This is a genomic window from Clostridium celatum DSM 1785 (assembly GCF_000320405.1).
GTDB lineage: Bacteria > Bacillota > Clostridia > Clostridiales > Clostridiaceae > Clostridium > Clostridium celatum.
Genome location: NZ_KB291618.1, coordinates 131201 through 153359 on the forward strand (window position 1 = coordinate 131201; position 22159 = coordinate 153359).

17 protein-coding genes, 1 tRNA gene and 3 pseudogenes are annotated in these 22159 nt (G+C 27.9%); 11 read left to right on the forward strand and 10 right to left on the reverse strand.

Translation table 11 applies throughout. The annotated features are described in order from the left end of the window. Positions 1–214 precede the first annotated feature (214 nt). A pseudogene (gene recQ / locus HMPREF0216_RS04660) lies at positions 215–1960 on the reverse strand (DNA helicase RecQ); the annotation flags it as partial. Positions 1961–2115: 155 nt separating this feature from the next. On the opposite strand from recQ, the gene HMPREF0216_RS04665 reads away from it, so the two are divergent. Next, positions 2116–2202 (forward strand) — tRNA-Leu (locus tag HMPREF0216_RS04665). 43 nt (positions 2203–2245) lie between these two features. On the opposite strand, the gene HMPREF0216_RS04670 is transcribed toward HMPREF0216_RS04665, so the two are convergent. The 3 genes from HMPREF0216_RS04670 to HMPREF0216_RS04675 all read right to left on the reverse strand — a co-directional run bounded on the left by HMPREF0216_RS04670 (position 2246) and on the right by HMPREF0216_RS04675 (position 5205). Continuing rightward, positions 2246–4210, reverse strand: a complete 1965-nt coding sequence (locus HMPREF0216_RS04670; RefSeq protein WP_005211759.1) for a sensor histidine kinase — start codon at positions 4208–4210, stop codon at positions 2246–2248. Positions 4211–4366: 156 nt separating this feature from the next. Further along, positions 4367–4564, reverse strand: a complete 198-nt coding sequence (locus HMPREF0216_RS17055) for a PHP domain-containing protein (RefSeq protein ID WP_147576242.1) — start codon at positions 4562–4564, stop codon at positions 4367–4369. 38 nt (positions 4565–4602) lie between these two features. After that, positions 4603–5205, reverse strand: coding sequence for a PHP domain-containing protein (locus HMPREF0216_RS04675; protein ID WP_005211763.1), 603 nt, complete (start codon positions 5203–5205; stop codon positions 4603–4605). Between the two features lie 294 nt (positions 5206–5499). Here HMPREF0216_RS04675 and fba point away from each other — a divergent pair. Next, a pseudogene (gene fba, locus HMPREF0216_RS04680) lies at positions 5500–6364 on the forward strand (class II fructose-1,6-bisphosphate aldolase). A 41-nt stretch (positions 6365–6405) separates the two neighbouring features. On the opposite strand, the gene HMPREF0216_RS04685 reads toward fba, so the two are convergent. From HMPREF0216_RS04685 to HMPREF0216_RS04700, 4 genes and pseudogenes are all read right to left on the reverse strand, one after another. Then, complete coding sequence (locus HMPREF0216_RS04685; protein ID WP_005211767.1) at positions 6406–7236, reverse strand: hydroxyethylthiazole kinase; 831 nt, start codon at positions 7234–7236, stop codon at positions 6406–6408. Positions 7237–7364: 128 nt separating this feature from the next. Continuing rightward, positions 7365–8243: an L-serine ammonia-lyase, iron-sulfur-dependent, subunit alpha gene (gene sdaAA / locus HMPREF0216_RS04690; protein WP_040418866.1), complete on the reverse strand. Its 879-nt coding sequence runs from the start codon at positions 8241–8243 to the stop codon at positions 7365–7367. Between the two features lies 1 nt (position 8244). Beyond that, positions 8245–8923: pseudogene (gene sdaAB / locus HMPREF0216_RS04695) on the reverse strand (L-serine ammonia-lyase, iron-sulfur-dependent subunit beta). A 161-nt stretch (positions 8924–9084) separates the two neighbouring features. After that, the gene (locus HMPREF0216_RS04700) at positions 9085–10578 is read right to left on the reverse strand and encodes a nucleoside kinase (RefSeq protein WP_005211774.1); all 1494 of its coding nucleotides are present in this window, start codon (positions 10576–10578) and stop codon (positions 9085–9087) included. A 236-nt stretch (positions 10579–10814) separates the two neighbouring features. Between HMPREF0216_RS04700 and HMPREF0216_RS04705 the strand changes: the two genes are divergently transcribed. The 9 genes from HMPREF0216_RS04705 (at position 10815) to argF (ending at position 20583) form a co-directional block, all read left to right on the forward strand. Continuing rightward, a complete protein-coding gene (locus HMPREF0216_RS04705) occupies positions 10815–11624 on the forward strand; it encodes a YetF domain-containing protein (RefSeq protein ID WP_040418868.1) in 810 nt (269 codons plus the stop codon). Beyond that, positions 11621–12001, forward strand: coding sequence for a DUF4363 family protein (locus HMPREF0216_RS04710; RefSeq protein ID WP_005211778.1), 381 nt, complete (start codon positions 11621–11623; stop codon positions 11999–12001). The genes HMPREF0216_RS04705 and HMPREF0216_RS04710 overlap by 4 nt, the downstream gene beginning before the upstream one ends. Before the next feature lie 521 nt (positions 12002–12522). Continuing rightward, positions 12523–13743 (forward strand): argininosuccinate synthase, encoded by a 1221-nt coding sequence (locus HMPREF0216_RS04715; protein WP_005211779.1) that lies wholly within the window; start codon positions 12523–12525, stop codon positions 13741–13743. Position 13744: 1 nt separating this feature from the next. Continuing rightward, positions 13745–15145, forward strand: coding sequence for an argininosuccinate lyase (argH, locus tag HMPREF0216_RS04720; protein ID WP_005211789.1), 1401 nt, complete (start codon positions 13745–13747; stop codon positions 15143–15145). After that, positions 15133–16167, forward strand: coding sequence for an N-acetyl-gamma-glutamyl-phosphate reductase (gene argC, locus HMPREF0216_RS04725; protein WP_005211797.1), 1035 nt, complete (start codon positions 15133–15135; stop codon positions 16165–16167). Before argH ends, argC begins: the two co-directional genes overlap by 13 nt. A gap of 39 nt (positions 16168–16206) precedes the next feature. Beyond that, positions 16207–17436: a bifunctional ornithine acetyltransferase/N-acetylglutamate synthase gene (gene argJ / locus HMPREF0216_RS04730; protein WP_040418870.1), complete on the forward strand. Its 1230-nt coding sequence runs from the start codon at positions 16207–16209 to the stop codon at positions 17434–17436. A 120-nt stretch (positions 17437–17556) separates the two neighbouring features. Next, positions 17557–18411 carry an acetylglutamate kinase gene (gene argB / locus HMPREF0216_RS04735; RefSeq protein WP_040418873.1) on the forward strand — a complete coding sequence of 285 codons (855 nt, stop codon included), beginning with the start codon at positions 17557–17559 and terminating at the stop codon, positions 18409–18411. A gap of 14 nt (positions 18412–18425) precedes the next feature. Continuing rightward, positions 18426–19601, forward strand: a complete 1176-nt coding sequence (locus HMPREF0216_RS04740; RefSeq protein WP_005211801.1) for an aspartate aminotransferase family protein — start codon at positions 18426–18428, stop codon at positions 19599–19601. 58 nt (positions 19602–19659) lie between these two features. Then, positions 19660–20583 carry an ornithine carbamoyltransferase gene (gene argF / locus HMPREF0216_RS04745; RefSeq protein WP_005211803.1) on the forward strand — a complete coding sequence of 308 codons (924 nt, stop codon included), beginning with the start codon at positions 19660–19662 and terminating at the stop codon, positions 20581–20583. Between the two features lie 52 nt (positions 20584–20635). Here the strand turns inward: argF and HMPREF0216_RS04750 are convergent, their stop codons facing one another. Continuing rightward, the gene (locus HMPREF0216_RS04750) at positions 20636–21376 is read right to left on the reverse strand and encodes a hypothetical protein (RefSeq protein ID WP_005211804.1); all 741 of its coding nucleotides are present in this window, start codon (positions 21374–21376) and stop codon (positions 20636–20638) included. 51 nt (positions 21377–21427) lie between these two features. After that, positions 21428–22159, reverse strand: a complete 732-nt coding sequence (locus tag HMPREF0216_RS04755; protein ID WP_005211805.1) for a hypothetical protein — start codon at positions 22157–22159, stop codon at positions 21428–21430.

Here is a 22159-nt window from a genome sequence, read left to right on the forward strand (position 1 = left end):
ATATTTTTATATGATAAAATTTTATAAATATTATTGTTAATTTATCTTTTTATTGTTTTTTTAATAATCTTTGTCTTAAAATAATTTTTTGAGCAAAAAAGAGCCCACTTGTAAGTTCAGGCTCCTTTGACTTTCTTACTATAAATTATATTATTATTTATATTAATTAATTCCTTATATAAATATTTTTGTCTATGTACTATAATTTATAAGCTTATTTATTTTTTTGTTCTAGCATTAAATTTAATATTTCATGGCCATATTTTTCAAATTTCTTCTCACCCATACCTCTTATTTTCAATAGTTCTTCTTGATTTCTTGGCACTTTATTACTTAATTCTATAAGGGTTGCATCTGAAAAAATTATATATGGCTTAATACCTTCTCTTATTGCTGTATTTTTTCTCCATCTCTTAAGCGTATTGAACAATAAATTATTCATTACTTTTTCTTCATTTTCAGTAGTTAATTTTAATAAAACCTTCTGCTCTGATTTAAGCACTCTATATGATTTTTCATTAAGTTTTAACATTGAATATGTTCCTTCCTTTAAGCTAACATACTCAAAATCTATTAATGCCTTTATTAAATCTCTTATAAATTTACTACTATAATCCTTCATTATTCCATAAGTGGATAATTGATTTAATTTGTCATTAACTATTTTAGGTCCTATCATTCCTCTTAATACATCTATCAATACAGCTATCCCATATTTTTCTCTACTTCTATATACACAAGATAATATCTTTTGTGCTTCTATAGTATAGTCTCTAAGCTCATCATTTTTTAAGCAATTACTGCAATTTGTGCAATATTCCTTTGCACCTTCTTCTCCAAAATAGTTTAATATAAAAGCCCTAAAGCATCCTTTATTTTCACAAAAATCTATCATACTTTGTAACTTTTTAATTTCAATTTCTTTTCTATTTAATTGAACCGTTGTGTAAATTAAATATTCTAGAGTTCTTATATCACTTCTATTGTATAAAAGGTAACATTCAGAATTTTCTCCATCTCTACCGGCTCTACCTATTTCTTGATAATAGCTTTCAATATTTTTAGGCATTGTAAAATGAATTATATATCTTACATTACTTTTATCTATTCCCATTCCAAAAGCATTAGTAGCAATCATTATATTAGAATTTTCATTTAAAAACTCTTCTTGATTATACTCTTTTTCATCATCTCTTAATCCACCATGATATCTTAAAACATTATATCCTAAATCTTTTAAATAATAATATAATCCATCTACTTCTTTCCTCGTTGCACAATAAATTATACCTGCTTTATCCTCTTTTTCCTTTATAATATCTTTAGTTAACTCAAGCTTATCCTCTTCAACATATACTTTAATCAATAAATTTTCTCTATCAAAACTACCTATATATGTATAAGGATTTCTAAGCCCTAAGAGATTAACCACATCTCTTCTAACCAACTTAGTAGCTGTTGCTGTAAAAGCAGTAACTACAGGTCTTCTATCCAAAGAACTAATAAAATCTGCTATTAAGCTATAACTTTTTCTAAAGTCATGTCCCCACATTGATACACAATGAGCTTCATCTATGGCTACTTGACTTATGTTAAGTTTTCTTAGCTTTCTTTTAAAGAATTCATTTTCTAATCTTTCTGGTGCTATATATAAAAGCTTTACTTTTCCAGTAAAACATTTATCCATAATTACATCAATGGCTTCTAAAGATTGACTACTATTTATATATTCTGCATTTATTCCACTCTCATTTAAATTATCTACCTGATCTTTCATTAATGAAATAAGTGGAGATATAACTATAGTTACACCTTTAAATAAAATTGCAGGTACTTGATAACAAATAGATTTACCTCCACCAGTAGGCATTATACAAAAGCTATCTCGTCCTCTTAAAATGTTATTTATAATTTCGTACTGTCCTTTTCTAAAAGAATTATATCCATAGTATTTATTTAAACATCAAAAATAACATTCATTATCCTCACCCACCTAAACATTTATTATATTAATTTTAATTCAATACAATAAGTTTTGCCAACAGCATAATATTTTTATAATATTTTTTTTTCTATTGACTTAATAATAATATCATAATATAATAATTCTTGCCTGCTGAAGTGGCGGAACAGGCAGACGCACAGGACTTAAAATCCTGCGGTAGCGATACCGTACCGGTTCGATTCCGGTCTTCAGCACCAAAAGAACTTCAATAATAATTGAAGTTCTTTTTTTTGTTCTTTATTATTTTTTATCTAAATCCGAAAACTCCATTTGAACCATATAATCTAATGAATTTCCCACTATACTATCTTCTTTTTCACTTACTTCAACTGTTCTTAATGGTAAAGTTATAATAACTGTTGTTCCCTTATTTAATTCACTTTCTAACTGTATACTACCTTTATGTAAAGTTATTAATCCCTTCACTATAAATAACCCTAACCCACTACCCTCATTTTGTCTTATAAATCCTTCATTGAAATCTGCTCTTTTAAATTTTTCAAATATATGATTTTTATTTTCTTCAGACACTCCTATACCATTATCTTTAATTTTTATAATTATACTACTCTCTTTTCTTTCTACTGATACCAGTATAGTTCCACCATCGTTAGTGAATTTAATGGCATTAGATAAAAGATTTAGTATAACTCTTTCAATTTTAATTTTATCTATAGCCGTAATTATTTCCTCTTCATCTGTATCAAAAATAACTTGTATATTATACTTTCTTGCTAAATCAACAATATTTAATGTAACATCTTCAACTACTTCAACTATATTTTCATTTTTAAACTGTGCATCAACATATCCCATTTCTAATCTATTTACATCTATAAGATTATTTATATATTTTCTAAGCCTATTGGAGTTTTTCATTATATAATCTAACTTTTCTAAAAAAAACATTTTATCATATTTGTTCTGTTTTACATTAATTTTAAGTAAATTAGTAGCATTAATTATTATATTTAACGGAGTTCTAAGTTCATGAGATATAGTTACTATAAAATCTGTCTTTACCTTTTCTCTTTCTATAGATTCTATTAATAACAAATTGTTTTTTTTCATTCTTTTTCTATTAATAACTAATGAATATATCAATACTACAATTCCAGTTATAAACAAAGCTATTAAACTATAAATTATTATAATCATATATTTAGGTAATAATATATTATAAAATTTCTTGTTTATATAAACAGTATCCTTTGGTAGTCTTAATGGATTTATATTATATTCTCTAATAGATTTAAAATTGAAAACAGGCACACTAAAAGTATCATGTGGTGGAACTATATTGTATATATTATTTCTAGCTATAATACTTTCTAAAATATTATTAATTAATGTTCCAAGTTTATATCCATCATTAACTATTCCACCAATAGCTCCAGCTTCAACATATTCTTCAAGAGTTGTATAAATAGGTGCTTTAGTTAATTTTTTTATATTACTAATAAGCACTTCTGGTTTTATATTTTCATTATTTTCAATATTTTTATATGTACATCCTAATAAAATTGCAGAGTTTTTATAATCTATTTTCTTAACTTCCTCTAAAATATCTTCGAAATAAACACTTCTTACAACATTTACATTATATGGTTTTTCCGCGAATTCAATTGAATTTTTAATATTTTCATTTATTGTGTAAGAATAAATGCTATTATCTAAAAGCAAATAAATATTATCTATTTTTTTACCTGCAGTTAACATTATATTTACCATTGGTAAATTATCTTGATATTCTATAATTCCTGTAATATACTCACTTTCTTCATTTGTTAATGATATATTATTATTTACTCCTGCAAAAATTATTGGTTTTTTATAGGTAAATAATTCTTCATTAAATAAATTACTTCTAACTAATTGAAATGCTTCATCATCTAGAGTTATTATATAATCTATATTGTTATAATATTTAAGATTAAGTAAATTAATAAAGCTACTATCATATTCTTCACTTGATAACACTTTACTATCTAAAAATTCTACTTTTATAGAGTGTTCCTTTTTCGCTGAGTTCTGTAATCCATCAATTACTGAAGTTTCCCAATTATTATTTATCGAATAAGAAGCTATTACAAGAATTTTTTTACCGTCATTAAAATTGACTTTGCAATTATATATTTCGTATGGTATTAAAGCGAAAAGTATAAATAAGTTTAATATTACAATTAATATTTTTTTATTACCCATAACTAGCTACCCCTATACTTAAATCATTTTACTTATATAATGTGTATTTTTAATGATAAATATATAAAAACATTAAAATATCTTGAAAATAAATAATGAGAATATATCAAATTAGATTTTGATATATCCTCATTATCAATAAAAAGCACTTCTATTTTATTTTAATAATTTATCAATATTTAATAAGCTACTATCTTTATTTATAGCTCCAATATAGTACTCTATCCCTTTACTAACAGCTCCAAAATCACCATGCCCATCAGAACCAGCAGTTATTATTAAATCATTTTTCTTACAAAACTCCAAACATGTTTCTGTCATTAATTCACTATTAGCTGGATAGTAGCATTCCACTCCATCAATACCAAGGTTCTTTAATATATCTAATTTTTCTAAAATTTCTTCCTTAGTTTTATCTTTATAATAGTTGAAGGATGTGCTAGTACCACATATCCACCGGCTTCATGTGTAACTTCACATACCTCTTTTACACTTGGAAAATCAAATTTTTCATGACCACATTCATATTGTCCATAAAATTTCATTCCATCAAATAGTCCTTCTGTTATATTTCTTTCTAAAAGGTAATGTATCCCCTTCCAACCACCTTTTCTTCTATCATATTCATAAGAATCATAATCTTCTATAGATATGTTTTCATAATCATTAGCCATCTTTTTAATAAGTTCTTCACTAGTTTTAAGTAAAGTTCTTTTTGCTTCATTTACCAAATTGATAAATCTTTCATTATCATTAAACTTATAAGCTAATAAGTGAACTAAATGCCCTTCAAATATAGAATCTATTTCTACCCCTCTTATAGCTATTATTCCATTCTTTTCAGCTTCAGCTTTAAACTCATTATAAGAATCTAAAACATCATGGTCAGTTATTGCAATTATACCTAATCCTTTGCTTTTAGCATCCTCAACAACCTCTTGTGGAGACATAGTTCCATCTGAATAATATGTGTGTATATGTAAATCTACCAACATAACTTTCCCTCCTTAGTGTAATCTTACTATATTTATTAATAAGTATTAAACGCTTACTCTAAACTAGTAATATTAGATATATTTTATATATTTACTTATAAATTGTCTAGTTAAAGCGTTATAATTACCTTCTTAAAAGTTAATTTACATAATTTTTTGTTTTCTTTCTTATTAATTTAAGGTATAATAACCAATGGAGAATAAAAACGATATGGTATTGTTAATAAAATAACATTCTAATTTATCTAATTATATTCCCAATAAATTTAAATTGAAATATACGGAGGTATTGCCATGTTAGTTTCAGCTAAAGAAATGTTAAACAAAGCAAGAGAAGGAAAATATGCTGTTGGTCAATTCAACATTAACAACTTAGAATGGACTAAAGCTGTTTTATTAACTGCTCAAGAAAATAACTCACCAGTAATCTTAGGAGTATCTGAAGGTGCTGGAAAATATATGTGTGGTTACAAAACTATCGTTGGAATGGTTAACGGTATGTTAGAAGAATTAAACATAACTGTACCAGTTGCTCTACACTTAGACCACGGTAGCTATGAAGGATGTTACGCTGCTATGGAAGCTGGATTCTCTTCAGTAATGTTCGATGGATCTCACTATGCTATAGAAGAAAACATTGCTAAAACTACTGAATTAGTTAAAGCTACTGCAGAAAAAGGATTATCTTTAGAAGCAGAAGTTGGTTCAATCGGTGGAGAAGAAGATGGAGTTGTTGGTAAAGGTGAAGTTGCTGATGCTCAAGAATGTAAATCAATTGCTGATTTAGGAGTTACTATGTTAGCTGCTGGTATCGGAAACATCCACGGAAAATACCCAGAAAACTGGCAAGGACTTGCTTTTGATGCTTTAGAAGAAATCAACAACGCTTGTGGAAACATGCCATTAGTATTACACGGTGGTACTGGAATTCCAGAAGAAATGATTAAGAAAGCTATCTCTTTAGGAGTTTCTAAAATCAACGTTAACACTGAATGTCAATTAGCATTCCAAGAAGCTACAAGAGCTTACATTGAAGCTGGAAAAGATAAAGAAGGAAAAGGATTTGACCCAAGAAAGTTATTAAATCCTGGATTCGAAGCTATCAAAGCTACAGTTAAAGAAAAGAATGGAATTATTCGGATCAATCAATAAAGCTTAATTCCTATAAATATAAAAAGAGCACAAAAGTGCTCTTTTTATTTAACTTTTAAATGAATACCGTATTTTATCACAATCTTCTATAGATTTTGAAGTTATCTCATGTATCTCATCTATTATATATTTATATAAAGTCTCATCTTTATTATATTCATAATCTCCTTCATCCATAAATTCTTTTTCAAATTTTACTACAGCCATTTCTTTAGAAATTATAAATACTAGTGTTGAGATTAAAATAGCTTGAACCATTTCACACTTATTTTTACAGACACTCACTCCTACAGATAATATACACTCATAAATACAATCTAATATTTCTTTATCTAATACTATATTATTATCTTGTATATAAAACTCACTATACCCCTCAGTAATATAGTATCCCTCATCTTCAACTATTAAAATTATATTATTTTTCTTTGAAAAATCTCTATACTTAAAGTTAGTATCTATATTATAAATTTTACTATTATCTTGTACTTTAATTAACGCTTCAATTTGGCTTTTTGTTCCCTTTATAATTCCTATCTTCCCTCTATTTAAAAAGCTTAATACTAAATTTCTTTTGTATATTACTGAATCTATTCCTTTAGCATCCAATATCACTACCGCTTGTTTACCTAAATTAATTAATAATTTTTCTAAATTAAAACTTTCTTCTTCATTTAAAGATTCCATAAAAATTAATAATGTATTTATTGATTTTATATCCTTTTTATTATCTTTTGATATAAAACTAACCTTTCCATTATAATTCATTATTATATCTTTAATTACTCGAATATTTTCTGAGTTTGAAAAGCAAATATTAGGCAATATCTTCTTTTGCAAGCCTAAAATATAATCAATAGATTCCTTACTAAGCTTCATAAGCTTTTCCCCACTTTATATCCATAGTGCAAATTTGCCTACTATCATAATATTCGACAATTTTCACAACGTGCATAATTTAGTTAAATTGCAAACTTTTCATCATTATGCTTGTTTACAACATACCTTTACTCTTCTCCGAAGACTTTTTTACGTAGGATAAGTCCTGCTTTAGTAACAGCAACTCCTCCCATTGCAGTTTCTCTTAACTCCGATGGTAAACTCTTTCCTACTCTATACATAGCTGAAACTGTATCATCAAAAGGTATTTTACTACTTACTCCTGCCATAACTAAATCTGCTGTACATAATGCACTTATTGCTCCTGCAGCATTTCTTTTTGCACATGGAATTTCAACTAGTCCAGCTACTGGGTCACATACAAGGCCTAAGATATTTTTAAGTACTATTGCAGCGGCATCTAAACTCATTTCTGGGGTTCCACCCATCATTTCAACTACTGCTGCTGCACCCATAGCTGCCGCTGATCCACACTCTGCTTGACATCCTCCTTCTGCTCCTGAAAGAGTTGCATTCATACCAATTATCATTCCAACTGCAGCTGATGCAAATAAGGCATCTATAAGCTCTTCATCAGTTTTACAAAGCTTTTCCCCTGCTGATAATATTACTGCAGGTAATATACCACAAGATCCTGCTGTAGGACATGCAACTATTCTTCCCATTGCTGCATTAACTTCTGATGAAGATAATGCCATTGCCATTGCTTTTACTGTTACATCTCCAGTTAAAGTTTCTCCCTTTTCTAAGTACTTCTGTACCCTATATCCATCTCCGCCAATAAGACCACTTAAAGAATTAACTTCCTTTTCCCTACCTTCAGTGGCACCATCTTTCATAACCTTAAGATTTTTTGCCATTTTTTCATATACTTCTTCTCTTGAAAGCTCTTTATCTCTCATTTCAATTCTAATAGCATATTCACTTAATGATATATTTTCTTCCTTGCAAATCTTTAATAATTCTTCACCAGATCTTGCTAGCATCTTATTCACCATCCTTAATTGGGTTAATCATTATAACTTTATTTATACCTTCTATTGCTTTAACATTACCTATTATTTCTGGTGTAACTTCATGGTCAACTTCAAATACCATTGTTGCATCTTTACCTTTTTGATTTCTAAAAACCTTCATAAATGCAATATTTATATCATTATCATATAAAAGTGATGTCACTTTAGAAACTACACCTGGTACATCTTTATTAGATACAATTATTGTTGGATATGCACCTGTAAAGTTAACTGAATTTCCATTAACCTCATTAACTTCTATACTTCCTCCACCAATAGATGAACCAACTAACTCATATACGCACTCTTCTCCCTTTATAAGAAACTTAACTGTATTTGGATGAACATCTCCTAAATCTGCTTCTTTAAATCTAATGTTAAGCCCTTTTTCTCTAGCTATTTCTAAAGGAATCTCTTAATCTTAAATCACTTGGTTCCATTCCTAATATTCCTGCAACTAATGCTCTATCAGTTCCATGCCCTTTATATGTTTTTGCAAAAGATCCATGCAATAAAAACGTAACTTCTTTTATGTCTCCACCAGCAACAGCTCTTGCAACTTTTCCAAGTCTAGCTGCTCCAGCAGTATGAGATGATGACGGTCCAACCATTATAGGACCAAGTATATCAAAAACACCTACACTTTTCATTATGTAAATCCTCCTTAAATTGTTTAATAGCTTTAAGCTAGTAGTTAGTAGTTTAACAATAATTTATAATAAACTATATTTTTAATAATTCAAATAAAATTTCTAACTTATTTTATTAAATCTACTAACGACTAACTCTTAGCATCTAACTTTAATTATTATTAGTATTTATAAAAAATACTTCCTCCAATAAACTCTCTTAAAATAGAATTTTCTGGCACAATATTCTTTTCTACCTCTCTAAAGAACCCTAAAAATGATTTTAATCTTTTAGCTTCCTCATAAACTATACTATCCTTTTCTATTTTATCAAGCTCTTTTAATGCATATTTTTTTAATACACTTAATTCATATACTAATGTTGAATTGAACATCACATCTGCTTCTTCTTGATAAACAAAAATATTTTTTTCTTCTCCACGTTTAATCTTAGGCCACATTTTTAATGTATCTTCTGCACCATGTCCTCTTGATAATGAATCTCTAACTATTCTTCTAATTTTTCTAACATCAGTAGTTGTTATTCTATTGTGATTATCTAAATTTAATTGTGTTAATGCTGATATATAAATTTTAAATTTATATATTTCATCAATATGTGAAGTTAAGATTGGATTTAGCCCATGAATACCTTCAATTATAACTACTCCATTTTTAGGCAACTTGACTTTTTTTCCTACCCACTCTCTTTCTCCTTTTTTGAAATTAAACTCTGGAATTTCAACTTCTTTTCCTTGTAATATTAAACTTAAATGCTTATTAAATAGTTCTACATCTACAGAACCAATGGTTTCAAAATCATACTCTCCATTTTCATCTATAGGAGTTTGATCTCTATTAACAAAATAATCATCTAGAGATATTGGAACCGGAATTAATCCATTTACTCTTAACTGTATTCCCAATCTATTTGCAAATGTAGTTTTTCCTGAAGAACTTGGTCCTGCTATTAAAACTAATTTAATCTCATTTCTTGATTGAATTTTATCTGCTATTTCTGCAATCTTCTTTTCATGTAATGCTTCTGATATCATTACTAAATTTGCAAGCTCTCCATTATCAATCTTAGAATTTAAAGAAGCTACAGTTCCTACTTCTAATATATTAAGCCAATTCTCTGTCTCTCTAAATATTTTTGTTATTTTTCTTTGCTCAACAAATTCTGATAATGTAAATTTTTCATAATCATTAGGTCTTCTTAAAATAAATCCATTTTCATAATATATTAAATCGAAAGCTTTTATAGCACTAGTCTTTCGTGCTATATGACCATAAAAATAATCATATCTTCCTTCTAATTCATAAAGGTTTACTTCCTTTAAATCAACTTGTTCTAATAATTGTACCTTATCATACATTTTATATCCCTTAAATATTTTTATAGCCTCTTCTTTAGTTACTTTAATCTTATTAATAGGCAAATCTCTTTGTATTAAATCTTCCATCTTCTTTTTTATTTCTTCTACATCTTTTTCATCAAGAGGTTTCTCTTTAAAAATTTCTCCGAATATTCCTTTACCTACACTATGTTGAATTGTAATAACTGAATTTGGAAATAAATCCAAACTTGCCTTAATAAAAATAAATTGTAATGTTCTTATATATTTTTTCTCTATTTCGTCACTATTATTTAATAAACCAACTTTTTGTTCCATAAATACTCCACCCTTCTAAACTCTTTATATAATAAAATTTATAATTAAATCATTTAATGAATATTAGAACCTTTTCTCTTATGTTTTAAGAATAAATTCTCTTTATTTTATTATATACTGCTTTAAAAATTATTCTATTGTTTTATAAATTTTAATTATTATATTTTTTTACCACGGTGTTATCTAGGGAGAATAAAAGTATCAAATTTACAAATACTTTTATAGAGGTGATTACTATGTTTATTGTTCTTATAAGAACTGCAATACTTTATTTCTTAGTAATACTTGTAATGAGATTGATGGGCAAAAGGCAAATTGGAGAATTACAGCCATATGAATTTGTAATAACAATAATGATATCTGATTTAGCTGCACTTCCAATGCAAGATACTAGGTTACCTTTAATTCTTGGAATAATTCCTATTGTAACCTTGCTTTTTATAAAAACTATTCTTACTCAATTACAACTTAAAAGTCAGTTTGCTAGGAAATTTTTAGAGGGAGAACCTTGTATTCTTGTCTGCAAAGGTAAAATAAATTATAAAGCCTTAAAGAAGCAACAGATTAATTTAGATGAACTTATGGAAGAGCTAAGACTTGCTGGATATTTTGATTTAAACGAAGTTGAATATGCAATTTTAGAAAATAATGGTCAACTTTCATTTTTAACTTCTCAAAGTAGTAGCTCTAGTAGTGGTGGCTCTAGTGATACTTCTTGTAGTTGTAATACTCAACCTACTTCTTCTGGCAGTCAATCATCATCCTCTCAAAGTAATTCTAGTGACAGTACTAATACTAACAGTAGTAGTAGCAACTCTACTACACCTCCTAAACTTCCTATTATTTACGTGTTAGATGGTCATGTAAATAAAAATTCTCTTACTACTAGTGGCAAAAATAAACATTGGATTTTACATGAATTAAAAAAACATCATATAAATGCAATTGAAGATGTATTAATAGCTATGACTGACACTCAAGGAAAGTTTATTTATCAATTATATGATGATTATCCTGATAAAGGTAAAAAAGGAGATAGCAAATGAAGAATTCTATAATTTCTTACTGTATATTTATTGTGTTAATTGCTTTTTTAACTTATGCTGATATTAATTTTAAGCATCTTTGTACAGATATAATAGATATGTGTGATGAAATGGAAGAAACATTGGACACCTCTTCTAAAGAAGAAAATTTTAATAATGCTATGGATATTTTTAACTTGATACAAACTAAAGGTTCACTTGCTTCTATTTATATAAATCATGTTGATTATGATGTTATGTTAAATGAAGCACTTAAATTAACTGTATATATAGAAAAAGATGATGAAAGTGAAACTGAAGCATCTCTTCATTTATTAAAATTTAGCACTGAACACATGAAAAAGTTACAGGTTCCTAATATTGAAAATATCTTTTAAAGTAAAGTTGGGAATGCTATATAGCATTTCCAATTTTACTTTTTATTTTTATCATATAATAGTTTTTATAAAAATTTACTCAGTATATTAATACATTTATGTTATAAAAATAAGCTATTATAATTGATTATCATACATCTCATTTCTATGCTAATCATCTAGTTTAAAGACAATCTCTTATAATATAACATAAAAAAATTCGTTTACATACTTTCAATTCAGTTTATGCATATTAATACCTTTTTTTAGTATAAAAAAATATTTTATGCATTTTTACATTTTTCTGTTGCATATTTATTCACTTATATGTATAATCATAAATATCAAATATTGGTATTTATTTCTTGGGGATAATTTAACTAAATACCTGTATTACAAATTTTATTATTTTATTTTGATGTTAAAACTTAAAAGTTAAGCATATAAGTTTATCTATAAATAAAAATTTAATAACTTATTTTCAATTCACCTCTTAACTATTAACTTTTAACTCTTATTTAAATAAAAGGGGGCTTTTAAATATGAAAAAATTTAATAAAGTAGTTTTAGCTTATTCAGGAGGACTTGATACATCAATAATAATTTCTTGGCTAAAAGAAACTTATGGCTGTGAAGTTATTGCCGTAGTTGGTAATGTTGGTCAAACTGATGAACTAGAAGGTTTAGAAGAAAAAGCATTAAATACTGGAGCATCAAAAATTTATATTGAAGATTTAACAAAGGAATTTGTTTACGATTATATATTCCCTACCCTTCAAGCCGGGGCAGTTTATGAAGGGAAATATTTACTTGGAACTTCTTTTGCTAGACCTTTAATTGGAAAGAGACTTGTAGAAATTGCAGAGAAAGAAAGTGCTGATGCAATTTGTCATGGTTGTACTGGTAAAGGAAATGACCAAGTTCGTTTTGAACTTGCAGTTAAAAATTTCGCACCTGAAATGCCAATTATAGCACCATGGAGAATTTGGGATATTAAATCTCGTGAAGAAGAAATAAAATATGCTTTAGATAGAGAAATTCCAATAAAAATTACTTATGAAACTAATTATAGTAAAGATAAGAACTTATGGCATTTAAGTCACGAAGGTTTAGATTTAGAATTTCCTGAAAATGAACCTAAGTACGATAAAATCTTAGAAATGTGTAATACATTAGAAAATGCACCAAACAAAGCAACTTATATTACTTTAACTTTTGAAAAAGGTATTCCTGTTGCTTTAAATGGAGTGAAAATGGATGGTGTTACATTAATTCAAGAATTAAATAAAATTGGTGGAGAAAATGCTATAGGAATTATGGATATGGTAGAAAACAGACTTGTTGGAATGAAATCAAGAGGTGTTTATGAAACTCCTGCTGGAACTATTCTTTATAAAGCTCATGGCGATTTAGAAGAAATTTGTCTAGATAAAGCTACTCATCACTTTAAGCAAACTATCGCTTTAAAATTTGCTGATTTAGTTTATAACGGAGAATGGTTTACTCCTCTTCGAGAAAGTCTTTCAGCTTTTGTTTCTAAAACTCAAGAAACTGTAACTGGTGAAGTTAAACTAAAATTATACAAAGGAAATATTGTTAATGCCGGCATGAAATCTCCTTATTCCTTATACAGCGAAGAATACGCTACTTTTGGTGAAGATGGTGTATATAATCAAAAGGATTCTGAAGGATTTAATCTTTACGGTTTACCAATAGTGGTAAATTCAAAGATGAAAGAATCTGTTAAGGACTTAGATAAATAATATGAAACTTTGGGGTGGAAGATTTAAGTCAGGAGTTAATGAGTTAGTTAATACTTTTAACTCCTCTATCTCAATAGATTCAAGAATGTATAAGGAAGATATAGAAGGAAGCCTTGCTCATGTAAAAATGCTTGGAGCTCAAGGAATTATTCCTCTTAAGGATAGTGAAAAAATAATAGCTGGTTTAATAGAAATTTCAAAAAGAATTGATAATGGAACTATAGAAATTGATAATGCTTCTGAAGATATTCATAGTTTTATAGAAAGTATATTAACTTATTATATCGGTGATGAAGGTAAAAAATTACATACCGGAAGAAGTAGAAATGATCAAGTTACATTAGATACTAAGATATATTTAAAAAAATATATAAAAATAATAATTGATGAGCTTTTAAAACTTCAAGAAAGTTTATTAGAAAAAGCAAACTCTAATATAAATACAATAATGCCTGGATATACCCATATGCAAAAGGCTCAACCAATAACTTTTGCTCATCATCTTTTAGCTTACTGTGAAATGTTTAAAAGAGACATAGGCAGACTTTTTGATTGTTTTAAAAGATTAGATGAAATGCCACTTGGAAGTGGTGCTTTAGCAACTTCTACTTATCCGTTAGATAGAGAGCTTGTTGCAAAAGAATTAGGTTTTTCTAAAATTACACTTAATAGTTTAGATTCTGTTTCTGATAGAGATTATGCTATAGAAATATTATCTGATCTTTCATTAATAATGATGCATTTATCTAGATTTTCAGAGGAGATTATACTTTGGTGTACTGGAGAATTTAATTTTATAGAACTTGATGATGGATATAGCACTGGAAGTAGCATAATGCCTCAAAAGAAAAATCCTGATGTTGCTGAATTAGTTAGAGGTAAGACAGGACGTGTCTATGGTAATTTAATGACACTACTTACTGTTATGAAAGGAATACCACTAGCCTATAATAAAGATATGCAAGAAGATAAAGAAGCTTTATTTGATGGATTAGATACTGCTCTTCTTTCATTTCAAACCTTTAACGGAATGATTAAAACTCTGAAAGTAAAAAAAGATAATATGAAAAAATCTGCAGCTGGTGGATTTACCAATGCTACAGATGTTGCTGATTATCTTGTAAAAAAAGGTATGGCATTTAGAAATGCTCATGAAGTTGTAGGAAAAATAGTTCTCTATTGTATAGATAAAAACATTTCTATAGATGATTTATCTATAGATGAATTTAAAGACTTTTCTCCCATATTTGAAGTAGATATATATAAAGCAATAGATTTATTAACTTGTGTTGAAGAAAGAAGTGTTATTGGGGGCCCTACTTCTTCAACAGTTAAAATACAAATATCCGCTTTAGAAAAATTTATAAAAGAAAATAAGGAGAATTTATCATGTTTAAAATAGGAATAATTGGGGCTACAGGTTATGTTGGCGTTGAATTATTAAGGCTTTTATTAAATCATGATAAAGTTACAGTTGCTGCTATCTCCTCTTCTACTTTTAAAGATGAGGAGATAAGCTCTGTGTATAAGAGCTTTTTTAATAAAACAAATTTAATCTGTGAAGATATAGATGATGTTATTGATAAATGTGATGTTGTCTTTACTGCTCTTCCTCATGGTTTAAGCGAGGAAATTGCAAATAAAGCTATTACTAAAAATAAAAAAATCATAGATCTTGGAGCTGATTTTAGATTAGACTCTGAAGAAGAATATAAAAAATGGTATGGAAAAACTTTTTTAAATAAAGAACTACATAAGTATAGTATTTATGCTTTACCTGAATTTAATGGTGATAAAATTAAAGATTTTAATATAATTGCAAATCCTGGTTGTTACCCTACTAGTATTCAACTTGGACTTATGCCTTTACTTGAAAATAATTTAATTAATACGAAAAATATTATCTGTGACTCTAAATCTGGTATTACCGGTGCAGGAAGAAGTCTATCACTTAAAAGTCATTTTTCAGAAGCTAATGAAAACTTTTCTGCTTATGCTATCGGTAGCCATAGACACTCCCCTGAAATAGAGCAAGCTCTATCTCATATTGCTAATGATAATGTTGAAGTAACGTTTACCCCTCACTTACTACCTATAAATCGTGGAATATTATCTACTATTTACTGTGAAACAAAAAATAAACTTACCTTAGAAGAAATCCATGAAATATATACAATTAGATATAAAAATAAAGACTTTGTCCATGTATTACCACTAGGCGAAACTGCTGAAATTAAGCATGTTAAATATACAAATAATTGTCATATATCACTACATCAAAATTATAGAAAAGATAAATTAATAATAATTAGTGTTATAGATAATATGGTTAAAGGTGCTGCTGGACAGGCTATTCAGAATATGAACTTATTGCTAGGACTACCTGAAAATTTAGGACTTACATTAATAGCACCTAGCTTTTAATAAATTTTCTTAATTTAAAACGATTGGATGTGTGTTTTTATGATTAAAATAGATGAAAATCTAACAGTGGTATCTCCTGCTGGTTTTAAAGCATCAGGAATTCACTGTGGTTTAAAAAAGAGTTTACTAAAAAAAGATTTAGCTCTTATATATTCTGAAACTCTAGCTAATTCTGCTGGTGTTTACACCAAAAACAAAGTAAAAGGTGCTCCTCTTACTGTAACTAAAAAGCATTTAACTAATAAAAAATCTCAAGCAATAATTATAAATAGTGGTAACGCTAATACATGTACCGGTGATGATGGATTAGCTAAAGCTAATAAAATGACTAGTCTTTGTGCTAAGGCCTTAAATATAAAAAATGATGATGTATTAGTTGCATCTACTGGTGTTATTGGAGTTCCACTTAATATAGATGCTATAAAAGATGGAATACCTTCATTAGTAACTAACTTATCTTGCAACAACTCTTCTGCTAAAGATGCCTGTAGTGCAATTATGACTACAGATACTGTAATGAAGCAAGCTGGTGTTGAAATAGAGATTCAAGGTAAAAAAATAACAATTGCTGCTATGGCTAAAGGTTCTGGTATGATTCATCCCAACATGGCTACAATGCTTTCTTTTATTACTACAGACCTTTCAATTTCTCCAATACTTTTAAAAGAAGCATTAAAAACTTCTGTTAATTTATCATATAACAGAATTAGCGTTGATGGTGATTCTAGTACTAATGATATGGTTTTAATTATGGCAAATAGTCTTGCTAATAATGAAACTATCCTTGAAAAAAATGATGATTTTAATTTATTCCTAGAAGCTTTAACTTTATTAAATATTTACCTTGCTAAAAAAATAGCAAAGGATGGTGAAGGTGCTACCAAACTTATAGAATGTACTGTAAAAAATGCACCTTCAATAGAAAATGCTGAGGTTCTTGCTAAAAGTGTAATTAATTCAAACTTAGTGAAAGCTGCCATATTTGGTAGCGATGCAAATTGGGGCCGAATCCTTTGTGCTTTAGGTTATGCCGATATCGAATTTGATCCTGAAAAAGTTGATGTAAGATTTGAAAGTTCTGCTGGTGAAATTGTAGTTTGTAAAAACGGATTGCCAACTAATTTCGATGAATCTAAGGCAAAGAAAATATTATTACAAGATGAAATTAAAATTTTAATAGACCTAAAATTAGGCTCATGTAAAGCAACCTCATGGGGATGTGATTTAACTTATGACTACGTAAAAATAAACGGCGATTATCGCAGTTAATTTAAACTGCCCGCGGGGTCAACCCATTTTTTTACATTGGTATTTCTATGGCTATTCATGCATTACACAGAGCAATTGTAAATATTTGTATTGACCCCTGGGGCAAAAAAGGAGGCTTATATGAATTATACTCAACATGCTAATGTATTGGTTCAAGCTTTACCTTATATTCAAGAATATTATGGTAAAACCATAGTAATTAAATATGGTGGTAATGCCATGATTAATGATGAATTAACTAAAACAGTTATAAATGATATTATCCTTATGAAATGTATAGGAATTAATCCAATTATAGTTCATGGTGGTGGACCTGATATTACTAATACTTTAGCTAAAATGAATTATAAAAGTAAATTTATAAATGGATTAAGATATACTGATGAGACTACTATATCTGTTGCTCAAATGGTCTTAGCAGGAAAAGTTAATAAAGACTTAGTTAAGCTTATTGAAATAAATGGTGGTAAAGCTCTTGGTTTATCTGGAATTGACGGCTCATTAATTAAAGCTAAAAAACTAGAAAAAGACGTAGATTTAGGTTATGTTGGTGAAATAACATCTGTAAATACTGATCTTTTAAAAATAGCTATGGATTCTGGCTATATTCCTGTTATATCTTCTATTGCTATTGGTGAATCTGATAGTAATAGCTATAACATTAATGCAGATACATGTGCATCTAAAATAGCAGCTTCACTAAAAGCTGAAAATTTAATTCTTTTAACAGATGTTCCGGGAGTAATGACTGATCCTTCAGATCCCTCTACTCTTATTTCAACATTACGATTACATCAAATTCCCAAATTAACTGTAGATAAAATTATTAAGGGTGGCATGATTCCTAAAATAAATTGTTGTGTTGAGTCTGTACGACTTGGCGTTAAAAAAGCGCATATAATTGATGGAAGAACTCCACACTCAATATTACTTGAACTTTTATCCGAAAAAGGAATTGGAACAGAAATATATTAGGGGGTATCTTTTAAATGAATTTAATAGAAGAATCAAATAAATATTTAATGAATACTTATTCTCCTATTCCTATAAGTTTTACTTATGGAAGTGGATCATATTTATTTGATAGTAATAATAAAAAATATATAGATTTCACTAGTGGAATTGGGGTTAATTCTCTAGGATATAATAATACAGCTTGGAAAAATGCAATTGTTTCTCAACTTAATTCTTTTCAACACTTATCAAATATTTTTACAAATACAACTACAATTAATTTAGCAAAAAAACTTACTAATCTTTCAAATATGAGCAAGGTTTTCTTTGCAAATTCTGGAGCTGAAGCTAATGAATGCGCTATTAAGCTTGCTAGAAAATATAGCTTTAACAAATATGGCAACCATAGAGGTACTATTCTTTCTTTAAAACAATCATTTCATGGTAGAACACTAGCAACACTAACTGCAACAGGACAAGATAAGTTTCACAATTACTTCTTTCCTTTTCCTAAAGGCTTTAATTATGTAAGTGCAAACTCTATTGATGATTTAAAAGAAAAATTAACATCTGATGTTTGTGGAATAATTATGGAAGCTATTCAAGGTGAAGGTGGTGTTCATCCTCTTAATAAGGAATTTGTTATCAAAGCTTGTGAACTAGCAAAAGAAAAAGATGTTTTAATCATCTTTGATGAAGTTCAATGTGGAATCGCTAGAACTGGAAATTTATTTGGATTTAATGAATTTGGTGCTAATCCAGATATAGTTACTTGTGCTAAAGGTTTAGGGGGTGGACTTCCTATAGGTGCAGTTTTATGCAACGATAAACTTTCAAATACTTTTGTTCCTGGCGATCATGGCTCAACCTTTGGTGGAAATCCAGTAGTTTGTGCTGGTGCCATTGAAGTATTAAATGAGCTGTGCAACACTTCATCTTATAATTCTATTTATAATAAAGGACAACTTATTAAAAATACTCTAACCGCTTCAAATCTTTCTATAATAAAAGAAGTTCGTGGATCAGGTTTAATGATAGGAATAGAAATAGATGGAGATTCTTCTGTATTCCAAAAGAAGGCTTTAGAAAATGGACTATTAGTTCTAACAGCAGGTAAAAATGTAATAAGACTACTTCCACCACTAAACATTTCAGAAGAAGAAATTGATGAAGGTTTAAAAATCTTAATTTCTTCATTAAAAAAACTTTAATATTAACTTTTTAACTAAACCAATTAAGTAATTAATCTAATAAAGGGGGCTTTATAAAATGAATAAAGATTTGTTACGTATGGATAATCTTTCAAAAGATGAAATATTAGATATATTAAATCTTGCAGATCAATTAAAATATGAAAAAAAACATGGTATAGAACATCCTTTACTTAAGGGAAAATCCCTAGGGATGATTTTTGAAAAGTCATCAACTCGTACTAGAGTTTCCTTTGAAGTCGGTATGTATGAGCTTGGTGGTAATCCATTGTTTTTAAGTTCTAAAGATTTACAAATAGGTCGTGGGGAACCTATTCAAGATACTGCTAGAGTTCTATCAAGATATTTAGATGGAATAATGATAAGAACATTCTCTCAAAAAGGAATTGAAATCTTAGCTGAAGCTTCTTCAATTCCAATTATCAATGGTCTTACAGACGATGAACATCCTTGCCAAATTTTAGCTGATTTAATGACTATAAGAGAAAAAAAATTAATTTTAGATGGTTTAAAGGTTGCCTATATTGGTGATGGTAATAATATGTGTAATTCTTTAATTGTTGGCTGTTTAACTTTAGGCATGCATATTAGCATTGCTAATCCTCAAGGTTATAAACCACCTAAATATTATATAGATAAAGGTAATGAATTAGCTCTTAAAAATAATGTTTCATTTACAATGACTAATTTACCTAAAGATGCGGTTAAAGATGCAGATGTAGTTATAACAGATGTATGGGCTAGCATGGGACAAGAATCAGAAGCTCAAAAAAGAATGATAGCTTTTAAAGGATATCAAGTAAACAAAGAATTAATGAGTTTAGCTAAAGATGATGCTTTAGTTCTTCATTGCCTTCCTGCCCATAGAGAAGAAGAAATAACAGAGGAAATTCTTGAAGCTCATGCTGATGAGATTTTTGAAGAGGCTGAAAATAGATTACATGCCCAAAAAGCAATTTTAGTAAAACTTCTATCAAAATAGTTTATACCTCAGCAGAAAGGGAATAATAATACCTTTTCTACTGAGGTATAAATCATTTTATTGTAGCTTTTCTAATTAATAAATTAGCTATAAAATATAAACCTATAAATAAAATACCATAGGTTAATAACTCTATAATTATATTATTATCAGTAAAATTTAAAATATCTTTAATTTTATTATTTATTTCATAAGGTACGACATCAAAATGCTCCATTATATTTCTTACTATCTTTGGCAAAAATATTAAAATAGTTATTGCTACTAACTTACCTAATTCATTTCTATTATAAAAAATGATTTCTATAACTAGTGCTAAAATATATACCATACAATAAATTAAAAATAAAAATATTATATTCTTTAACATTACATCTACACTATTATCCTGTATCCAAGTACTTGATGAAACTTTACCTTTAAAATTTCCAATGATAAATTCATAAAGACTAGGCATTTTTATAAAAGCATTTATTGCTCTATTTATAAATAAATCTGTTATTGCCATAGCCATTGATATTGGAAATATTGATAATATAATTCCTTTAATAAATGACTTCCTTGATATGTTATTGCTCTGTGCAAAATAGAACTTTCTTTTAAAAGTCTCCATACCATGTAATACAATAAAAAGTACTGTAAATATTTCTATGCCACCCATTATTACTTCTTCACTACCTATTGACCATCTTGTTATAAATAATAAATAAGCTAATAAAAAACCGTAAAATATTACTATTGGCTTAATCATATCCTCAATATTAAATTTTGAAACCTTTAAAATCTTATCCATATATCCTACTCCCTTATCTCTTAACCCGCTAAACCACTCACATAATACTTCTTATCTTTCCTTTATTTCAGCTGTTTTAATTAATCTATAAATACAACCTGATAAAACTATAAACATTAATATACAACTTAAAATAGCTAAATAAACATTTTGTGTTTTAATTCCAAGTACTCTTTCTAATACTTTAAACAATCCATAATTTAAATCTGAAGATAACCAAGTTATTAATATTCCTCCACCAATTACTGATACAGCTATTTTCATAAGTGTATTACATCTATAATAAATCAGATTAATAACAATTCCCAAAATATAAGCAAAGCAATAAAGTACAAAAGATAATAGTATTGTATTTACTACTGTTGTAAAACCATTACTTTGAATCCACTCAGTATGCAAAGCACCATTATCAAAATTTTTAAGTGCAGTATATCCCATATCATAAAGACTTGGAGAAGGTATAAATAAATTCATTACTCTATTTATAAGTAAATCAATTATTGCCATAATTATAGCAATAGGAAAAGCTGATAATATTACTCCACCTATAAAGCTTTTTCTAGATATATTATTACCTTGTGAAAAATAAAAGTTTTCCTTAAAAGAATTTAAACCACATACGAAAATAAAAATTATAGATGCAACTTCTAGTCCTGAAACACTGCCATTAGCATTTATAGCAAATAATGCAGCTAACGTTATCAAAAGTATACAATAAAATACCCCTGTGGCTTTTAAAATATCAATTACATTCATTTTTGCTATTTTTAAGCTTTTATCCAT

Coding starts and splice junctions, on each gene's coding strand:
- HMPREF0216_RS04670 (WP_005211759.1), bottom strand. CDS start 4,210: ATGGGTAATAAAAAAATATTAATTGTAATATTAAACTTATTTATACTT.
- HMPREF0216_RS04675 (WP_005211763.1), bottom strand. CDS start 5,205: ATGTTGGTAGATTTACATATACACACATATTATTCAGATGGAACTATG.
- HMPREF0216_RS04685 (WP_005211767.1), bottom strand. CDS start 7,236: ATGAAGCTTAGTAAGGAATCTATTGATTATATTTTAGGCTTGCAAAAG.
- sdaAA (WP_040418866.1), bottom strand. CDS start 8,243: ATGCTAGCAAGATCTGGTGAAGAATTATTAAAGATTTGCAAGGAAGAA.
- HMPREF0216_RS04700 (WP_005211774.1), bottom strand. CDS start 10,578: ATGGAACAAAAAGTTGGTTTATTAAATAATAGTGACGAAATAGAGAAA.
- HMPREF0216_RS04705 (WP_040418868.1), top strand. CDS start 10,815: ATGTTTATTGTTCTTATAAGAACTGCAATACTTTATTTCTTAGTAATA.
- HMPREF0216_RS04710 (WP_005211778.1), top strand. CDS start 11,621: ATGAAGAATTCTATAATTTCTTACTGTATATTTATTGTGTTAATTGCT.
- HMPREF0216_RS04715 (WP_005211779.1), top strand. CDS start 12,523: ATGAAAAAATTTAATAAAGTAGTTTTAGCTTATTCAGGAGGACTTGAT.
- argH (WP_005211789.1), top strand. CDS start 13,745: ATGAAACTTTGGGGTGGAAGATTTAAGTCAGGAGTTAATGAGTTAGTT.
- argC (WP_005211797.1), top strand. CDS start 15,133: ATGTTTAAAATAGGAATAATTGGGGCTACAGGTTATGTTGGCGTTGAA.
- argJ (WP_040418870.1), top strand. CDS start 16,207: ATGATTAAAATAGATGAAAATCTAACAGTGGTATCTCCTGCTGGTTTT.
- argB (WP_040418873.1), top strand. CDS start 17,557: ATGAATTATACTCAACATGCTAATGTATTGGTTCAAGCTTTACCTTAT.
- HMPREF0216_RS04740 (WP_005211801.1), top strand. CDS start 18,426: ATGAATTTAATAGAAGAATCAAATAAATATTTAATGAATACTTATTCT.
- argF (WP_005211803.1), top strand. CDS start 19,660: ATGAATAAAGATTTGTTACGTATGGATAATCTTTCAAAAGATGAAATA.
- HMPREF0216_RS04750 (WP_005211804.1), bottom strand. CDS start 21,376: ATGGATAAGATTTTAAAGGTTTCAAAATTTAATATTGAGGATATGATT.
- HMPREF0216_RS04755 (WP_005211805.1), bottom strand. CDS start 22,159: ATGGATAAAAGCTTAAAAATAGCAAAAATGAATGTAATTGATATTTTA.